Raw genomic sequence first — 17,214 nt, forward strand, 5'->3', positions numbered from 1 at the left:
ATCGGGGGCCCGGTACGTTCCCCGAGGTCCTTTCCGTCCGATTCCCCGTGCTCCGCCGGGCACTTCGGGCCGTCCCCCGCCGTTCACCAAACGGCGGCGGGGGACGGTACCGTTCGGTAGCAGCGGGTCGCGCCCGCTGCCAGCGCCAATTGCCTGCCGAGTAAGACGAGACGGAGTGGCACCGGATGCAGCACGCAGTGGGGTCTCCGCTGCCGCCGCCCCACCAGCCGGGGCACGGACCGGCCGCCGGCTGGTCGCCGGCCGCACACCACCCGGGTCCGGGTCCGCACCACCAGGGACCCCCGCCCGTGCCCCAGGGTTCCGCCCCCGTGCCCCCGCCGCCCGTGCCGCAGGGCTCCGCCCCTGTGCCGCCGCCCCCGGGCTTCACCGGAGCCCCGCCATCGGCCCCGCGCCACGCCCCGATGACACCCCCGCCGCCCCCGGACACCACGGGCCACGTCCCACTGCCACCCGGCGGCCCGGTGACGATGCCCCCCGCACCCGCCACCACCACCGCCCCCGACCCGGCGACCACCACCCTCGCGGTGCTGCTCATCGGCCCGGCGGGCGCGGGCAAGACCAGCGTGGCGAAGTACTGGGCGGACCATCGCAGGGTCCCCACGGCCCACATCAGCCTCGACGACGTACGTGAATGGGTCCGCTCGGGCTTCGCCGACCCCCAGTCCGGCTGGAACGACAACTCCGAGGCCCAGTACCGCCTGGCCCGCCGCACCTGCGGCTTCGCCGCCCGCAACTTCCTGGCCAACGGCATCTCGTGCATCCTCGACGACGCGGTCTTCCCCGACCGTCCCGTCGTGGGCCTCGGCGGCTGGAAGCGCCACGTGGGCCCCGGCCTCCTGCCCGTCGTCCTCCTCCCCGGCCTCGACATCGTCCTGGAACGCAACGCGGAACGCACGGGCAACCGCCGCCTCACCGACGAGGAGGTGGCCCGCATCCACGGCCGCATGGCCGGCTGGTACGGCTCGGGCCTGCCCATCATCGACAACTCCCAGCTCGACGTCCCCGGCACGGCCCGAGTCCTGGACGAGGTCCTGGCAAGGTCGATAGCAAGCCCCCCGAACTGGTAACGCAGGGGGCTGACCCAACCCCAATGGGGCGCGAGGAACTGCGCGCCAAGCCCCCACAGACCCGCAGACGGCACACAACAACCGGTGGCACCCCCCAAAACGGGCACCCTCCCCACCCTCACAATCCAGACAACGCCCACTCAGCCCCCCTCAACCGGCACAAACCCAGCGAAGCTCGTACGCTCGGCACATGTCAGAGGTGTACGCGACCCGCCGAACCCGGCTACGGGAGCGCTGCAACGCGGGCGGCAGCGCGGCGGCGCTGATCTCCCGGCCCGCCAACGTGCGCTACCTCGCGGGCGCGGCGCCCCACGGTGCCGTACTGCTGCTGGGCAAGCGCGAGGACCTGCTGGTCTGTGCCGGTCCACCGGACGACCGCCCCACCGAGGGCCGCCCCGACGAGACCCTGCGCCTGCACACCCTCCCCACCCCCGGCGGCGACCCCGCCGTCGCCGCAGCCGACCTCGCCACGGCCCAGGGCGCCGACTCCCTCGCCGTCGAGGAACACCACCTCACCGTCTCCCGCCACCGAGCCATCGGCTCCGTCACCCCCGCCCTCCGCCTCGCCGACCTCGGCAACGCGGTCGAGCAGCTCAGAGTCGTCAAGGACGAGGAGGAGATCTCCTGCCTGCGCATCGGCGCCGAGATCGCCGACCAGGCCCTCGGTGAGCTCCTGGAGTCCATCCTGGTGGGCCGCACCGAGCGCCACCTCGCCCTGGAACTCGAACGCCGCCTCGTCGACCACGGCGCCGACGGCCCCGCCTTCCCCACGTCCGTCGCCACCGGGGCGAACGCCGGCAGACGCGGACACCGCCCCACCGACCGCCGCGTCGAGGAGGGCGACTTCCTGTCCGTCTGCCTGGGTGCCTCCTACCGCGGCTACCGCTGCGAGATCGGCCGTACCTTCGTCATCGGCACCTCACCCGCGGACTGGCAGATCGAGCTGTACGACCTGGTCTTCGCGGCCCAGCGGGCCGGCCGCGAGATGCTCGCCCCCGGTGCCGCCTACCGCGACGTGGACCGCGCCGCACGCCACGTGCTGGACTCCGCCGGGTACGGCGAGGGCCTCCCGGGGCTCATCGGCCACGGTGTGGGACTAGAAATCGACGAGGACCCTCAGCTGGCCCCCACGGCCATGGGTAAACTGGACGCTTGCGTGCCGGTCACCGTCGAACCGGGGGTCCACCTCCCGGGCCGGGGCGGTGTCCGGATCGATGACACGCTCGTCGTACGCCCCGAGGCGGACGGCGGACCCGAGCTACTCACCATCACGACCAAGGAGCTGCTCGCCCTCTAGGCAGGTGCGCGCGCCGGGGTCGTCCACGTCAGTCCAGGAGATTCCGCAACCGTGGCTTCCACGAACGACCTCAAGAACGGCATGGTGCTCAAGCTCGAAGGCGGCCAGCTCTGGTCCGTCGTCGAGTTCCAGCACGTCAAGCCCGGCAAGGGCCCGGCCTTCGTGCGCACCAAGCTCAAGAACGTGCTCTCCGGGAAGGTCGTCGACAAGACCTTCAACGCCGGCGTGAAGGTCGAGACGGCCACCGTCGACAAGCGGGACATGCAGTTCTCCTACATGGACGGCGAGTACTTCGTCTTCATGGACATGGAGACCTACGACCAGCTCATGGTCGACCGCAAGGCCGTCGGCGACGCCGCGAACTTCCTCATCGAGGGCTTCATGGCCACCGTCGCCCAGCACGAGGGCGAGGTGCTCTTCGTCGAGCTGCCCGCCGCCGTCGAGCTGACCATCCAGGAGACCGAGCCGGGCGTCCAGGGCGACCGCTCCACCGGCGGCACCAAGCCCGCCACGCTGGAGACCGGTCACCAGATCCAGGTCCCGCTCTTCATCACCACCGGTGAGAAGATCAAGGTCGACACGCGCACCAGCGACTACCTCGGCCGGGTGAGCAGCTAACCGTGGCTGCCCGTAACACGGCCCGCAAGCGCGCCTTCCAGATCCTCTTCGAGGGCGACCAGCGCGGCGCCGACGTCCTGACGGTCCTCGCGGACTGGATCCGGCTCTCGCGGACCGACACCCGGCAGCCGCCGGTGAGCGAGTACACGATGCAGCTCGTCGAGGGCTACGCGGAGCACGCGACGCGGATCGACGAGCTGATCGCCCAGTACTCGGTCGGTTGGACGCTCGACCGGATGCCGGTCGTCGACCGCAACATCCTGCGTCTCGGCGCCTACGAGCTGATCTGGGTCGACGAGACCCCGGACGCCGTCGTGCTGGACGAGATGGTGCAGCTGGCGAAGGAGTTCTCCACGGACGAGTCGCCCTCGTTCGTCAACGGTCTGCTCGGCCGGCTCAAGGACCTGAAGCCCTCGCTGCGACGGACCACCGAGGACTGAGACACCCGAGAACGCCGGAGGGCCGCAGCGTGCGTGCTGCGGCCCTCCGGCGTTCTCGCGTCCCGTGGCGCCCTCGGATACGTGCGTGGCGCCGGAGGCGCTCACAAAGCCGCCGGGGTGGCCGGAACCGTGAAGTTCCGGCCACCCCGGCGGCACGTTTCTGCTGAGGTGGTGGAGTGCTCAGCTCTCCTCGTGCGAGGCCACCGCGCGGCGCGCGTCCGCGTCCAGCACGCCCCAGCTGATCAGCTGCTCGGTGAGGACCGAGGGCGACTGGTCGTAGATGACGGCGAGCGTGCGCAGGTCGTCCTGGCGGATCGAGAGCACCTTGCCGTTGTAGTCACCGCGCTGCGACTGGATCGTCGCCGCGTACCGCTGCAGGGGGCCGGCCTTCTCGGCCGGCACCGTGGCCAGCCGCTCCAGGTCCAGGACCAGCTTCGGCGGCGGCTCGGCGGCGCCGCCCGGGGTGGTGCCCGGAAGGAGCTCCTGCACGGGAACGCCGTAGAAGTCCGCCAGCTCGGCAAGGCGCTGCACGGTCACGGCGCGGTCGCCGCGCTCGTACGACCCGACCACGACCGCCTTCCAGCGTCCCTGGGACTTCTCCTCGACACCGTGGAGGGAAAGGCCCTGCTGGGTGCGGATGGCCCGGAGCTTGGCCCCGAGCTGTTTGGCGTATTCGCTGGACATATGGCTCCCCGGACACTGTGTCGACGCGACTGGAGTGGTTCCACGCCGCGCGGCTGGTAACTCACTGTGAGGTTACGCAGCGTTACTCTCCCGCGTCAAGCCGAATGGTCCGCACCGACTCTTCCGTGGTATCGGCCGCCGACTACGCCGAGCGGGTGATCCAGTGACCCCGAGGGGGGTGATCCGGGGTGTCGTGGCGGCCTGCTACGGTGGATGGCGCAATCCCGACGTCCTTTAAGGTCCGTCCCGTGAGGCGGAGAAGGAGGTCCGTTTCGTATGGACACACAAGCGTCCGATGCGAGGCCCGTTCTCGAGGGCCCCGACATCGCGCGGGTTCTGACCCGCATCGCCCACGAGATCGTCGAGCGCGCCAAGGGCGCCGACGACGTGGTGCTCCTCGGCATTCCGACCCGAGGCGTCTTCCTCGCCCAGCGGCTCGCCGTCAAGCTCGAGCAGATCACCGAGCGCAAAGTCCCGTGCGGTTCGCTGGACATCACGATGTACCGCGACGACCTGCGCATGCACCCGCCGCGTGCGCTGGCCCGCACCGAGATCCCCGGTGACGGCATCGACGGCAGGCTCGTCGTCCTCGTCGACGATGTCCTCTTCTCCGGCCGCACCATCCGCGCCGCCCTCGACGCCCTGAACGACATCGGGCGCCCGCGCGCGGTCCAGCTCGCGGTCCTCGTCGACCGCGGCCACCGCGAACTGCCCATCCGCGCCGACTACGTCGGCAAGAACCTCCCCACGTCGCTGCGGGAGACGGTCAAGGTCCAGCTCGCCGAGGAGGACGGTCGCGACACCGTGCTGCTCGGTGTGAAGCAGACCGCCCAGTAGCAACCGAAGGCGTACGGCCGCTGCCGTGCGCCGGCTCGGCGCGTTCCAGCACGCGCACGGTTGCCCGAAATCTCCCGAATGAACTGCCTTACGGAGCCTGAAAGATGCAGCGCCATCTCATCTCGGCCGCCGACCTCACCCGCGACGACGCCGTCCTGATCCTCGACACCGCCGAGGAGATGTCCCGGGTCGCCGACCGGCCGATCAAGAAGCTGCCGACCCTGCGCGGCCGCACCGTGGTGAACCTCTTCTTCGAGGACTCGACCCGCACCCGGATCTCCTTCGAGGCCGCCGAGAAGCGGCTGTCCGCGGATGTCATCAACTTCTCCGCGAAGGGGTCTTCGGTGTCCAAGGGCGAGTCCCTGAAGGACACCGCCCAGACCCTGGAAGCCATGGGCGTCGACGCCGTCGTCATCCGGCACGGCGCCTCCGGAGCCCCGTACCGGCTCGCCAACTCCGGCTGGATCGACGCGGCCGTCATCAACGCCGGCGACGGCACCCACCAGCACCCCACCCAGGCACTGCTCGACGCGTTCACCATGCGCCGCCGCCTCGTCGGCCGGGACGCCGGGCTCGGCCACGACCTGTCCGGCAAGCGCGTCACCATCGTCGGCGACGTCCTGCACAGCCGGGTCGCCCGCTCCAACGTCGACCTGCTGCACACCCTCGGCGCCGAGGTCACCCTCGTCGCCCCGCCCACCCTGCTGCCGGTCGGCGTCGGGACCTGGCCCTGCGAGGTGTCGTACGACCTCGACAGCACGCTGACCAAGTCCGACGCGGTGATGATGCTGCGCGTGCAGCGCGAGCGCATGAACGCCGCGTTCTTCCCGACCGAGCGCGAGTACTCGCGGCGCTACGGCCTGGACGGCGACCGGATGGCGAAGATGCCCGAGCACGCCATCGTGATGCACCCCGGCCCGATGGTCCGCGGCATGGAGATCACCGCCGAGGTCGCCGACTCCGAACGCTGCACCGCCATCGAGCAGGTCGCAAACGGAGTCTCCATCCGGATGGCCGTTCTGTATCTGCTGCTCGGTGGAAACGAACCCGCCGTCACGAACACCCGTACCGAGGAGAAGTAAGACAGATGAGCAAGATCCTGATCCGTGGTGCGAAGGTGCTCGGCGGCGAGCCGCAGGACGTGCTGATCGAGAGCTCCCGCATCGCCGCCGTGGGCCACGGCCTGCCGGACGAGGGCGCCGAGGTCGTCGAGGCGGGCGGCAAGGTGCTGCTCCCGGGCCTGGTCGACCTGCACACCCATCTGCGCGAGCCCGGCCGCGAGGACTCCGAGACCGTACTCACCGGCACGCGCGCGGCCGCCTCCGGCGGCTACACCGCCGTGTTCGCCATGGCCAACACCTTCCCGGTCGCGGACACCGCCGGTGTCGTCGAACAGGTCTGGCGACTGGGCCGGGAGCACGGCTACTGCGATGTGCAGCCGATCGGCGCCGTCACCGTGGGCCTGGAGGGCAGGAAGCTCGCCGAGCTGGGCGCCATGCACGAGTCGGCGGCCGGCGTCACCGTCTTCTCCGACGACGGCAAGTGCGTCGACGACGCCGTGATCATGCGCCGGGCGCTGGAGTACGTGAAGGCCTTCGGCGGGGTCGTCGCCCAGCACGCGCAGGAGCCGCGGCTGACCGAGGGCGCCCAGATGAACGAGGGCGTCGTCTCCGCGGAGCTGGGCCTCGGCGGCTGGCCCGCGGTGGCCGAGGAGTCGATCATCGCCCGGGACGTGCTGCTCGCCGAGCACGTCGGCTCCCGCGTGCACATCTGCCATCTGTCGACCGCCGGGTCCGTGGAGATCGTGCGCTGGGCCAAGTCCCGCGGCATCCGGGTCACCGCCGAGGTCACCCCGCACCACCTCCTCCTCACCGACGAGCTGGTACGGACGTACAACCCGGTCTACAAGGTGAACCCGCCGCTGCGCACCGAGCGGGACGTGCTGGCGCTGCGCGAGGCGCTCGCCGACGGCACGATCGACATCGTCGCCACCGACCACGCCCCGCACCCGCACGAGGACAAGGACTGCGAGTGGGCCGCCGCCGCGATGGGGATGGTCGGCCTGGAGACCGCGTTGTCAGTGGTCCAGGAGACCATGGTCGACACAGGGCTGCTCGGCTGGGCCGACGTGGCGGACCGTATGTCCTTCGCGCCGGCCCGGATCGGGCAGGCCACGGGGCACGGACGGCCCGTCTCGGCAGGTGAGCCCGCCAACCTCACCCTCGTCGACACGGCATACCGTGGGCCCGTGGACCCCGCGGGCTTCGCCTCGCGCAGCCGCAACACCCCGTACGAGGGTCGTGAGCTGCCGGGCCGTGTCACGCACACGTGGCTCCGGGGCAAGGCCACGCTCGTCGACGGGAAGCTCACGTGACACCTGTAATCCTGCTGGCCGCCGATAAGGAATCGGCGGAAGTGACCGACTGGGCCGCCCGCATCGGCTGGGTCGTCGGCCTCGCCCTGTTCGTCGCGCTCGTCTACTGGCTGATGCGCGAGGGCTGGAAGTGGCGCGGCACCCTCCAGGGCGACCTCCCGGAGCTGCCCAGCGCGCCGGACGAGCCCGGCGCGGCGAAACTGACGATGACCGGTCGCTACCACGGCTCCACCACCGCCGGTCAGTGGCTGGACCGCATCGTGGCGCACGGCCTGGGTACCCGCAGCCGGGTCGAGCTCACCCTGACGGACGCGGGACTGGACGTCGTACGCCCCGGAGCGAGCGACTTCTTCGTCCCCGCGGCGGTCCTGCGCGAGGCGCGGCTCGACAAGGGCATCGCCGGCAAGGTCCTCACCGAGGGCGGACTGCTCGTCGTGACCTGGGCGCACGGCGAACGGCTGATCGACTCCGGTTTCCGCTCCGACCGCGCGGCCGAGCACAACGAGTGGGTCGAAGCAATCAACTCCATGATCAAGACCAGCACCACGGAAGGCGCCGAACGATGACGACCTCCACAGGGGTAACCACGAAGGTCCCCGCCGTACTCGTCCTGGAGGACGGCCGGATCTTCCGCGGCCGAGCCTACGGGGCGGTGGGGGAGACCTTCGGCGAAGCCGTGTTCTCCACCGGCATGACCGGCTACCAGGAGACCCTCACCGACCCGTCGTACCACCGCCAGGTCGTCGTGATGACCGCCCCGCACGTCGGCAACACCGGCGTCAACGACGAGGACCCCGAGTCCAAGAAGATCTGGGTCGCGGGCTACGTCGTACGCGACCCCGCGCGCGTGCCCTCCAACTGGCGCTCCCGGCGCTCGCTGGACGAGGAACTGCGCAAGCAGGGCGTCGTCGGCATCTCCGGCATCGACACCCGCGCGCTGACGCGGCACCTGCGTGAGCGGGGCGCCATGCGCGTCGGCATCTTCTCCGGCAACGCGCTGCCGGACGAGGGCACCATGCTCGCCGAGGTGCGCCAGGCCCCCGAGATGAAGGGCGCGAACCTCTCCGCCGAGGTCGCCACCACCGAGCCGTACGTCGTGCCCGCGATCGGTGCGAAGAAGTTCACCGTCGCCGCCGTCGACCTCGGCATCAAGGGCATGACCCCGCACCGGATGGCCGAGCGCGGCATCGAGGTGCACGTGCTGCCCGCCACGGCGAGCGTCGACGATGTGTACGCCGTGAACCCGGACGGCGTGTTCTTCTCCAACGGCCCCGGCGACCCCGCCACCGCCGACCACGCCGTCTCGGTCATGCAGGGCGTGCTGGAGCGCGGCACGCCGCTGTTCGGCATCTGCTTCGGCAACCAGATCCTCGGCCGCGCCCTCGGCTTCGGCACCTACAAGCTGAAGTACGGCCACCGGGGCATCAACCAGCCGGTGCAGGACCGTACGACCGGCAAGGTCGAGGTCACCGCGCACAACCACGGCTTCGCCGTCGACGCCCCCCTCGACAAGGTCTCCGAGACCCCCTTCGGCCGCGCCGAGGTCTCCCACGTCTGCCTCAACGACAACGTGGTGGAAGGCCTCCAGCTCCTCGACAGGCCGGCCTTCAGCGTCCAGTACCACCCTGAAGCGGCAGCGGGCCCGCACGACGCCGCCTACCTGTTCGACCGCTTCGTTTCCCTGATGGAGGGCCAGCGTGCCTAAGCGCACCGATATCCAGTCCGTCCTGGTCATCGGCTCCGGCCCGATCGTCATCGGCCAGGCCGCCGAGTTCGACTACTCCGGCACCCAGGCGTGCCGCGTCCTGAAGTCCGAGGGCCTCCGGGTCGTCCTCGTGAACTCCAACCCTGCGACGATCATGACCGACCCGGAGATCGCCGACGCCACCTACGTCGAGCCGATCACCCCCGAGTTCGTCGAGAAGATCATCGCCAAGGAGCAGCCCAACGCCCTGCTGCCCACCCTGGGCGGCCAGACGGCGCTCAACACCGCGATCTCACTGCACGAGAACGGGGTGCTGGAGAAGTACGGCGTCGAGCTGATCGGCGCCAACGTGGCGGCGATCCACAAGGGCGAGGACCGCGACCAGTTCAAGGAGGTCGTGGAGGAGGTCCGCAAGAAGATCGGCCACGGCGAGTCCGCCCGGTCCTACATCTGCCATTCCATGGACGACGTCCTCAAAGGCGTCGAGGAGCTCGGCGGCTACCCGGTCGTCGTCCGCCCCTCCTTCACCATGGGCGGCGCCGGCTCCGGCTTCGCGCACAACGAGGAGGAGCTGCGCCGCATCGCCGGCCAGGGCCTGACGCTCTCCCCGACCACCGAGGTGCTCCTGGAGGAGTCCATCCTCGGCTGGAAGGAGTACGAGCTGGAGCTGATGCGCGACAAGCACGACAACGTCGTGGTCGTCTGCTCCATCGAGAACTTCGACCCGATGGGTGTGCACACCGGCGACTCGATCACGGTCGCGCCCGCCATGACGCTCACCGACCGCGAGTACCAGGTTTTGCGGGACATCGGCATCGCCGTGATCCGCGAGGTCGGCGTCGACACCGGCGGCTGCAACATCCAGTTCGCGGTGAACCCGGTGGACGGCCGGGTGATCGTCATCGAGATGAACCCGCGCGTGTCGCGGTCCTCGGCGCTCGCCTCCAAGGCGACCGGCTTCCCGATCGCGAAGATCGCCGCCAAGCTCGCCGTCGGCTACACCCTGGACGAGATCCCCAACGACATCACCCAGGAGACCCCGGCGTCCTTCGAGCCGACCCTGGACTACGTCGTCGTCAAGGCGCCCCGCTTCGCCTTCGAGAAGTTCCCGCAGGCCGACTCCACGCTGACCACCACCATGAAGTCGGTCGGCGAGGCCATGGCCATCGGCCGCAACTTCACCGAGGCCTTCCAGAAGGCGCTGCGCTCGCTGGAGAAGAAGGGCAGCCAGTTCACGTTCGTGGGCGAGCCCGGCGACAAGGCCGAGCTGCTGCGCGCGGCCGTCCGCCCGACCGACGGCCGGATCAACACCGTCATGCGGGCCATCCGCGCGGGCGCCACGCCCGAGGAGGTCTTCGAGTACACGAAGATCGACCCCTGGTTCGTCGACCAGCTCTTCCTCATCAAGGAGATCGCCGACGAGCTGGCCCAGGCGCCCGAGCTGACCGCCGACCTGCTCGCCGAGGCCAAGCGGCACGGCTTCTCCGACCAGCAGATCGGTGAGATCCGCGGCCTGCGCGAGGACGTCGTCCGCGAGGTGCGGCACGCACTCGGCCTCCGCCCGGTGTACAAGACGGTCGACACCTGCGCCGCCGAGTTCGCCGCGAAGACGCCGTACTTCTACTCCTCCTACGACGAGGAGACCGAGGTCGCCCCGCGCGAGAAGCCGGCCGTCATCATCCTGGGCTCCGGCCCCAACCGCATCGGCCAGGGCATCGAGTTCGACTACTCCTGCGTCCACGCTTCCTTCGCGCTGAGCGACGCCGGGTTCGAGACCGTGATGGTCAACTGCAACCCGGAGACGGTCTCCACGGACTACGACACGTCCGACCGCCTGTACTTCGAGCCGCTGACGCTGGAGGACGTGCTGGAGATCGTGCACGCCGAGCAGCAGGCCGGCCCGATCGCGGGAGTCGTCGTGCAGCTCGGCGGCCAGACCCCGCTGGGCCTGGCGCAGGCGCTGAAGGACAACGGCGTACCGATCGTCGGTACGTCCCCGGAGGCCATCCACGCCGCCGAGGACCGCGGTGCCTTCGGCCAGGTCCTGCAGGAGGCCGGCCTGCCGGCCCCCAAGCACGGCACGGCCACCACCTTCACCGAGGCCAAGGCCATCGCCGACGAGATCGGCTACCCGGTCCTCGTCCGCCCGTCGTACGTCCTGGGCGGCCGCGGCATGGAGATCGTCTACGACGAGGCCCGGCTGTCGGCCTACATCGCCGAGTCCACCGAGATCAGCCCGTCCCGGCCGGTGCTGGTCGACCGGTTCCTCGACGACGCGATCGAGATCGACGTCGACGCGCTGTACGACGGTGCGGAGCTCTACCTCGGTGGCGTCATGGAGCACATCGAGGAGGCCGGCATCCACTCCGGCGACTCGGCGTGCGCCCTGCCCCCGATCACCCTCGGCGGCTTCGACATCAAGCGGCTGCGCGCCTCCACCGAGGCCATCGCCAAGGGCGTCGGCGTGCGCGGCCTGATCAACATCCAGTTCGCGATGGCGGGCGACATCCTCTACGTCCTGGAGGCCAACCCGCGCGCCTCGCGCACGGTGCCCTTCACCTCCAAGGCGACCGCCGTGCCGCTGGCCAAGGCCGCCGCCCGGATCTCCCTGGGCGCGACCGTCGCCGAGCTGCGCGCGGAGGGCCTGCTGCCCCAGCACGGCGACGGCGGCGAGCTGCCGCTGGACGCGCCGATCTCCGTCAAGGAGGCCGTCATGCCGTGGTCGCGGTTCCGCGACATCCACGGCCGCGGCGTCGACACCGTGCTCGGCCCGGAGATGCGCTCCACCGGCGAGGTCATGGGCATCGACTCGGTCTTCGGCACGGCGTACGCCAAGTCGCAGGCCGGCGCCTACGGCCCGCTGCCGACCAAGGGCCGCGCCTTCATCTCGGTCGCCAACCGCGACAAGCGCTCGATGATCTTCCCGGCGCGCGAGCTGGTCGCCCACGGCTTCGAGCTGCTGGCCACCTCCGGCACCGCCGAGGTGCTGAAGCGCAACGGCATCCACGCCACCGTGGTGCGCAAGCAGTCCGAGGGCACCGGCCCGAACGGTGAGCGGACCATCGTCCAGCTCATCCACGACGGCGAGGTCGACCTCATCGTCAACACCCCCTACGGCACCGGCGGCCGCCTCGACGGCTACGACATCCGTACGGCGGCCGTGGCGCGCGGCGTGCCGTGCCTGACGACGGTCCAGGCGCTCGCCGCAGCCGTCCAGGGCATCGACGCCCTCAACCACGGTGACGTGGGTGTCCGATCGCTCCAGGAACACGCGGAAGTCATGTCCGCGGCCCGCGACTAGCAGCCCCGAGGGGGACACCGGAGACGGTGTCCCCCTCTTCGTGAGGACACATGTACAAGATTTTTTTCCGTCTCGTCTTCAAGCGCATGGACGCGGAGCAGGCCCACCACCTCGCCTTCCGCTGGATCCGCCTTGCCGTCCGCCTTCCCGTCCTGCGCACCTTCGTCGCGGCCGTGCTGGCCCCCCGCTACAAGGAGCTGCGCACCGAGACCCTCGGGCTGCGCATGCACGGCCCCTTCGGGCTCGCCGCCGGCTTCGACAAGAACGCCGTCGCCATCGACGGCATGTCGATGCTCGGCTTCAACCACGTCGAGATCGGCACGGTGACGGGGGAGCCGCAGCCCGGCAACCCCAGGAAACGGCTGTTCCGGCTGGTGGCGGACCGGGCGCTGATCAACCGCATGGGCTTCAACAACGACGGCTCGCTGGCCGTCGCCGCCCGCCTGGCCTCGCGCGAGCCGGTCTTCCGGACCGTCGTGGGCGTCAACATCGGCAAGACCAAGGTGGTCCCCGAGGCCGAGGCCGTCCTGGACTACGTGAAGTCGGCCGAGCGGCTGGCGCCGTACGCCGACTACCTGGTCGTGAACGTCTCCTCGCCCAACACGCCCGGGCTGCGCAACCTCCAGGCCGTCGAGCATCTGCGGCCCCTGCTGACCGCCGTCCGCGACGCCGCCGACCGGATGGTCACCTCCCGGCGCGTCCCGCTCCTGGTGAAGATCGCGCCCGACCTGGCCGACGAGGACATCGACGCCGTCGCCGATCTCGCCGTGGAGCTGGGCCTGGACGGGATCATCGCCACGAACACCACCATCGCGCGCGCGGGACTCGGTTTGAAATCCGAACCCTCGCTGGTCAAGGAGGTCGGCGGTCTCTCCGGCGCCCCGCTGAAGGCCCGCTCCCTGGAGGTGCTGCGCCGGCTGTACGCGCGCGTGGGCGACCGGATCACCCTCGTCGGCGTCGGCGGCATCGAGAACGCCGAGGACGCCTGGCAGCGCATCCTGGCCGGCGCCACGCTGGTGCAGGGCTACAGCGCCTTCATCTACGAGGGTCCCTTCTGGGCCCGCGCGATCCACAAGGGCCTCGCCGCGCGCCTGCGCACCAGCCCGTACGCCACGCTCGCCGACGCCGTCGGCGCCGATGTGAGGAAGGCCACATGAGCCTGGAACCCTTTGGCGCACGGCTGCGCCGTGCACTGGACGAGCGCGGCCCGCTCTGCGTCGGCATCGACCCGCACGCCTCCCTGCTCGCCGACTGGGGCCTGAACGACGACGTGGCAGGGCTGGAGCGGTTCAGCCGCACGGTCGTCGAGGCGATGGCCGACCGGGTCGCCGTCCTCAAGCCGCAGAGCGCGTTCTTCGAGCGCTTCGGCTCGCGGGGCGTGGCCGTGCTGGAGAAGGCGGTCCAGGAAGCGCGGGCGGCCGGCGCGCTGGTCGTCATGGACGCCAAGCGCGGCGACATCGGCTCCACCATGGCCGCGTACGCCGAGTCCTTCCTGCACAAGGGCGCCCCGCTGTTCTCCGACGCGCTGACCGTCTCGCCGTACCTCGGCTACGGGTCGCTCAGGCCCGCCGTGGAGCTGGCGCGCGAGAACGGCGCGGGTCTGTTCGTGCTGGCGCTGACCTCCAACCCCGAGGGCGCGGAGGTCCAGCACGCCGTGCGCGCCGACGGCCGCACCGTCGGCGCCACCATGCTGGCCCACCTGGCCGCCGAGAACGCGGGGGAGGCGCCGATGGGCTCCTTCGGCGCGGTCGTCGGCGCCACGCTCGGTGACCTGTCGTCGTACGACCTCGACATCAACGGTCCCCTGCTCGCCCCCGGAATCGGTGCCCAGGGTGCCACTCCGGCCGACCTTCCCGGGGTTTTCGGGGCCGCCGTGCGCAATGTCGTGCCGAACGTCAGCCGGGGTGTGCTGCGGCACGGTAACGACGTGGTCGCTCTGCGTACCGCCGCGGACCGCTTCGCGGAGGAGATCCGGGCCGCCGTGGCGGCGGGCTGAGGTCCCGACCAGGGCTTTGGATCCGACTTGAGGCTGGATACATCCTCAAATCCAGGGCAGTATGTCTGAAATATCCTGTCCTGACAGAGGCTGACCAGGACTTTTCCGCTGTTCTCGCTGACTCTGGCGGACTTGACCGCTAGTCTCCGACGTGTGGGGGCGCCTCCCACGCCCTCAAGGCAGTGGGGGAGAGCGGGCGAGCGTGTTGCTCGTGGCTCCCCAGGTGTGGGGCGACTAGGTTCCTCACCGGTCCGTATCCGACAGTTCGACATCCGAGGTGACGTAGGCGTGGCTCTTCCGCCCCTTACCCCCGAACAGCGCGCAGCCGCGCTCGAAAAGGCCGCCGCGGCTCGCCGGGAGCGGGCCGAGGTCAAGAATCGACTCAAGCACTCCGGCGCCTCCCTTCACGAGGTCATCAAGCAGGGCCAGGAGAACGACGTCATCGGCAAGATGAAGGTCTCCGCCCTCCTTGAGTCCCTGCCGGGCGTGGGCAAGGTCCGCGCCAAGCAGATCATGGAGCGACTCGGCATCTCCGAGAGCCGCCGCGTGCGTGGTCTCGGTTCCAACCAGATCGCCTCCCTCGAGCGTGAGTTCGGCAGCACCGGTTCCTGACCTTCGGAGGACCCCGGGACTGGTCCCGGGCACTCCGGTACAGCTGGAATAATCGCTGCATGAGTGAACGTCCGCGGCTGACCGTGCTCTCCGGACCCTCCGGGGTCGGCAAGAGCACGGTCGTCGCCCATATGCGCAAGGAACACCCCGAGGTCTGGCTCTCGGTGTCGGCGACGACCCGCAAGCCGCGCCCCGGCGAGCGGCACGGAGTCCACTACTTCTTCGTCACCGACGACGAGATGGACAAGCTGATCGCCAACGGCGAACTGCTGGAGTGGGCCGAGTTCGCCGGCAACCGCTACGGCACGCCGCGTGCGGCCGTGCTGGAGCGGCTGGAGAAGGGTGAGCCCGTCCTGCTGGAGATCGACCTTCAGGGTGCCCGGCAGGTGCGGGAGTCCATGCCCGAAGCCCAGCTGGTGTTCCTCGCTCCGCCCTCCTGGGAGGAGCTGGTGCGCAGACTCACCGGCCGGGGCACCGAGCCGCCCGAGGTGATCGAGCGGCGGCTTGCCGCGGCGAAGGTCGAACTGGCGGCGGAGCCGGAGTTCGACGAGACCCTGGTCAACACCTCCGTCAAGGACGTGGCTCGTGAGCTGCTAGCCTTGATGGACGTTGTGTGATCGTCACCGATCATTCACACTGAATCTTTCCCATCCATCGGAAGGTAGAGCGTGTCCTCTTCCATCTCCGCGCCCGAGGGCATCATCAACCCGCCGATCGACGAGCTCCTCGAGGCGACCGACTCGAAGTACAGCCTCGTGATCTACGCGGCCAAGCGGGCCCGCCAGATCAACGCGTACTACTCGCAGCTCGGCGAGGGTCTGCTCGAGTACGTCGGTCCGCTTGTCGACACCCACGTCCACGAGAAGCCTCTCTCGATCGCCCTGCGCGAGATCAACGCGGGTCTGCTGACGTCCGAGGCCGTCGAGGGCCCGGCGCAGTAAGTCATATCTGCAGATCGCAGTAGGTTTTTCCACAGGCCCGGCAGCGCGACTGTCGGGCCTGTGGTGTGTCATAGACGCGTACGCCGTACAAGTCGAGTCCGGGGAGAGACGGTGGACAAGCCCAAGGTCGTTCTGGGGGTGAGCGGTGGCATCGCCGCGTACAAGGCCTGTGAGCTGCTGCGACGGCTGACGGAGTCGGGCCACGACGTACGCGTCGTCCCCACCGCCTCCGCGCTGCACTTCGTCGGCGCCGCGACTTGGTCCGCGCTGTCCGGCCATCCCGTCTCCACGGAGGTCTGGGACGACGTCCACGAGGTCCCGCACGTCCGCATCGGCCAGCAGGCCGACCTGGTGGTCGTCGCTCCGGCCACCGCCGACATGCTCGCCAAGGCCGCCCACGGCCTCGCCGACGACCTGCTGACCAACACCCTGCTCACCGCCCGCTGCCCGGTCGTCTTCGCCCCCGCCATGCACACCGAGATGTGGGAGCACCCGGCCACCCAGGAGAACGTGGCGACGCTGCGCCGCCGGGGCGCGGTCGTCATCGAGCCCGCCGTCGGCCGCCTCACCGGCGTCGACACCGGCAAGGGCCGGCTGCCCGAGCCCGCCGAGATCTTCGAGGTCTGCCGCCGCGTGCTGGTCCGCGGTGCCACCGAGCCGGACCTCAGCGGCCGCCACGTCGTCGTCAGCGCCGGCGGCACCCGCGAGCCGCTCGACCCCGTCCGCTTCCTCGGCAACCGCTCCTCCGGCAAGCAGGGCTACGCCCTCGCGCGCACGGCCGCGGCGCGGGGCGCCCGCGTCACGCTGGTCGCCGCGAACACCACCGGGCTGCCCGACCCGGCCGGTGTGGACGTCGTCCAGGTCGGCACGGCGGTGCAGCTGCGTGAGGCGGTGCTGAAGGCGGCCGCGGACGCCGACGCGGTCGTGATGGCGGCGGCGGTCGCCGACTTCCGCCCGGCGACATACGCGGCCGGAAAGATCAAGAAGCAGGACGGTCAGGACCCCGAGCCCGTCGTGCTCGTCCGGAATCCGGACATCCTCGCGGAGATCTCGACCGACCGCGCCCGCCCCGGACAGGTGATCGTCGGCTTCGCCGCAGAGACGGACGACGTCCTCGCCAACGGCCGCAAGAAACTGGAGCGCAAGGGCTGTGATCTGCTCGTGGTGAACGAGGTCGGCGAGCGCAAGACCTTCGGCTCAGAGCAGAACGAAGCGGTGGTGCTCGGCGCCGACGGCAGCGAAACGCCCGTGCCGTACGGCCCCAAGGAAGCGCTGGCCGACACGGTCTGGGACCTCGTGGCGGCCCGTCTGGGGTGATTGC

The 17,214-nt window shown here is 70.3% G+C and carries 17 protein-coding genes; 16 read left to right on the forward strand and 1 reads right to left on the reverse strand.

Annotated features, from left to right (window positions below; translation table 11 throughout):
* Window positions 1-185 precede the first annotated feature (185 nt).
* The 4 genes from I2W78_RS34005 to nusB all read left to right on the forward strand — a co-directional run bounded on the left by I2W78_RS34005 (window position 186) and on the right by nusB (window position 3,443).
* Window positions 186-1,088 (forward strand): Pro-rich N-terminal domain-containing protein, encoded by a 903-nt coding sequence (locus tag I2W78_RS34005; protein ID WP_196464080.1) that lies wholly within the window; start codon window positions 186-188, stop codon window positions 1,086-1,088.
* Between the two features lie 190 nt (window positions 1,089-1,278).
* On the forward strand, window positions 1,279-2,385 hold the full coding sequence (locus I2W78_RS34010) for an aminopeptidase P family protein (RefSeq protein ID WP_196464081.1): 1,107 nt from the start codon (window positions 1,279-1,281) through the stop codon (window positions 2,383-2,385).
* A gap of 51 nt (window positions 2,386-2,436) precedes the next feature.
* Window positions 2,437-3,003: an elongation factor P gene (gene efp, locus I2W78_RS34015; RefSeq protein WP_196464082.1), complete on the forward strand. Its 567-nt coding sequence runs from the start codon at window positions 2,437-2,439 to the stop codon at window positions 3,001-3,003.
* 2 nt (window positions 3,004-3,005) lie between these two features.
* Entirely contained in the window at window positions 3,006-3,443 is a 438-nt protein-coding gene (gene nusB / locus I2W78_RS34020; protein ID WP_196464083.1) for a transcription antitermination factor NusB, read from the forward strand.
* A 180-nt stretch (window positions 3,444-3,623) separates the two neighbouring features.
* Here nusB and bldD read toward each other — a convergent pair whose 3' ends face one another.
* Window positions 3,624-4,127 (reverse strand): transcriptional regulator BldD, encoded by a 504-nt coding sequence (gene bldD, locus I2W78_RS34025; protein ID WP_004990661.1) that lies wholly within the window; start codon window positions 4,125-4,127, stop codon window positions 3,624-3,626.
* A 276-nt stretch (window positions 4,128-4,403) separates the two neighbouring features.
* On the opposite strand from bldD, the gene pyrR reads away from it, so the two are divergent.
* From pyrR to coaBC, 12 genes are all read left to right on the forward strand, one after another.
* Window positions 4,404-4,964, forward strand: a complete 561-nt coding sequence (gene pyrR / locus I2W78_RS34030; RefSeq protein ID WP_196464084.1) for a bifunctional pyr operon transcriptional regulator/uracil phosphoribosyltransferase PyrR — start codon at window positions 4,404-4,406, stop codon at window positions 4,962-4,964.
* 104 nt (window positions 4,965-5,068) lie between these two features.
* Window positions 5,069-6,046, forward strand: a complete 978-nt coding sequence (locus I2W78_RS34035) for an aspartate carbamoyltransferase catalytic subunit (protein WP_196464085.1) — start codon at window positions 5,069-5,071, stop codon at window positions 6,044-6,046.
* Window positions 6,047-6,051: 5 nt separating this feature from the next.
* Window positions 6,052-7,338 carry a dihydroorotase gene (locus I2W78_RS34040; RefSeq protein WP_196464086.1) on the forward strand — a complete coding sequence of 429 codons (1,287 nt, stop codon included), beginning with the start codon at window positions 6,052-6,054 and terminating at the stop codon, window positions 7,336-7,338.
* Window positions 7,335-7,904: a PH-like domain-containing protein gene (locus I2W78_RS34045; RefSeq protein WP_196464087.1), complete on the forward strand. Its 570-nt coding sequence runs from the start codon at window positions 7,335-7,337 to the stop codon at window positions 7,902-7,904. The genes I2W78_RS34040 and I2W78_RS34045 overlap by 4 nt, the downstream gene beginning before the upstream one ends.
* Window positions 7,901-9,043 (forward strand): glutamine-hydrolyzing carbamoyl-phosphate synthase small subunit, encoded by a 1,143-nt coding sequence (gene carA, locus I2W78_RS34050; protein WP_196464088.1) that lies wholly within the window; start codon window positions 7,901-7,903, stop codon window positions 9,041-9,043. Before I2W78_RS34045 ends, carA begins: the two co-directional genes overlap by 4 nt.
* Entirely contained in the window at window positions 9,036-12,344 is a 3,309-nt protein-coding gene (carB, locus tag I2W78_RS34055; RefSeq protein WP_196464089.1) for a carbamoyl-phosphate synthase large subunit, read from the forward strand. The genes carA and carB overlap by 8 nt, the downstream gene beginning before the upstream one ends.
* Window positions 12,345-12,394: 50 nt before the next feature.
* Window positions 12,395-13,501, forward strand: a complete 1,107-nt coding sequence (locus I2W78_RS34060; RefSeq protein WP_196464090.1) for a quinone-dependent dihydroorotate dehydrogenase — start codon at window positions 12,395-12,397, stop codon at window positions 13,499-13,501.
* Window positions 13,498-14,340 carry an orotidine-5'-phosphate decarboxylase gene (gene pyrF / locus I2W78_RS34065; protein ID WP_196464091.1) on the forward strand — a complete coding sequence of 281 codons (843 nt, stop codon included), beginning with the start codon at window positions 13,498-13,500 and terminating at the stop codon, window positions 14,338-14,340. Before I2W78_RS34060 ends, pyrF begins: the two co-directional genes overlap by 4 nt.
* A 288-nt stretch (window positions 14,341-14,628) precedes the next feature.
* Window positions 14,629-14,952 carry an integration host factor gene (locus tag I2W78_RS34070; RefSeq protein ID WP_003977346.1) on the forward strand — a complete coding sequence of 108 codons (324 nt, stop codon included), beginning with the start codon at window positions 14,629-14,631 and terminating at the stop codon, window positions 14,950-14,952.
* Between the two features lie 59 nt (window positions 14,953-15,011).
* Entirely contained in the window at window positions 15,012-15,569 is a 558-nt protein-coding gene (gmk, locus tag I2W78_RS34075) for a guanylate kinase (protein ID WP_196464092.1), read from the forward strand.
* A gap of 51 nt (window positions 15,570-15,620) precedes the next feature.
* Window positions 15,621-15,893: a DNA-directed RNA polymerase subunit omega gene (rpoZ, locus tag I2W78_RS34080; RefSeq protein WP_003988945.1), complete on the forward strand. Its 273-nt coding sequence runs from the start codon at window positions 15,621-15,623 to the stop codon at window positions 15,891-15,893.
* A gap of 111 nt (window positions 15,894-16,004) precedes the next feature.
* Window positions 16,005-17,210, forward strand: coding sequence for a bifunctional phosphopantothenoylcysteine decarboxylase/phosphopantothenate--cysteine ligase CoaBC (coaBC, locus tag I2W78_RS34085; RefSeq protein ID WP_196464093.1), 1,206 nt, complete (start codon window positions 16,005-16,007; stop codon window positions 17,208-17,210).
* The last annotated feature ends 4 nt before the right edge of the window (window positions 17,211-17,214 follow it).

The sequence above is a fragment of the Streptomyces spinoverrucosus genome (genome assembly GCF_015712165.1).
GTDB lineage: Bacteria > Actinomycetota > Actinomycetes > Streptomycetales > Streptomycetaceae > Streptomyces > Streptomyces spinoverrucosus_A.

What these genes read in the sequence shown, in the direction of transcription:
- bldD (WP_004990661.1), bottom strand. Translation starts at nt 4,127, where the DNA reads ATGTCCAGCGAATACGCCAAACAGCTCGGGGCCAAGCTCCGGGCCATC.
- pyrR (WP_196464084.1), top strand. Translation starts at nt 4,404, where the DNA reads ATGGACACACAAGCGTCCGATGCGAGGCCCGTTCTCGAGGGCCCCGAC.
- carA (WP_196464088.1), top strand. Translation starts at nt 7,901, where the DNA reads ATGACGACCTCCACAGGGGTAACCACGAAGGTCCCCGCCGTACTCGTC.
- gmk (WP_196464092.1), top strand. Translation starts at nt 15,012, where the DNA reads ATGAGTGAACGTCCGCGGCTGACCGTGCTCTCCGGACCCTCCGGGGTC.
- I2W78_RS34035 (WP_196464085.1), top strand. Translation starts at nt 5,069, where the DNA reads ATGCAGCGCCATCTCATCTCGGCCGCCGACCTCACCCGCGACGACGCC.
- pyrF (WP_196464091.1), top strand. Translation starts at nt 13,498, where the DNA reads ATGAGCCTGGAACCCTTTGGCGCACGGCTGCGCCGTGCACTGGACGAG.
- I2W78_RS34005 (WP_196464080.1), top strand. Translation starts at nt 186, where the DNA reads ATGCAGCACGCAGTGGGGTCTCCGCTGCCGCCGCCCCACCAGCCGGGG.
- I2W78_RS34040 (WP_196464086.1), top strand. Translation starts at nt 6,052, where the DNA reads ATGAGCAAGATCCTGATCCGTGGTGCGAAGGTGCTCGGCGGCGAGCCG.
- I2W78_RS34010 (WP_196464081.1), top strand. Translation starts at nt 1,279, where the DNA reads ATGTCAGAGGTGTACGCGACCCGCCGAACCCGGCTACGGGAGCGCTGC.
- I2W78_RS34060 (WP_196464090.1), top strand. Translation starts at nt 12,395, where the DNA reads ATGTACAAGATTTTTTTCCGTCTCGTCTTCAAGCGCATGGACGCGGAG.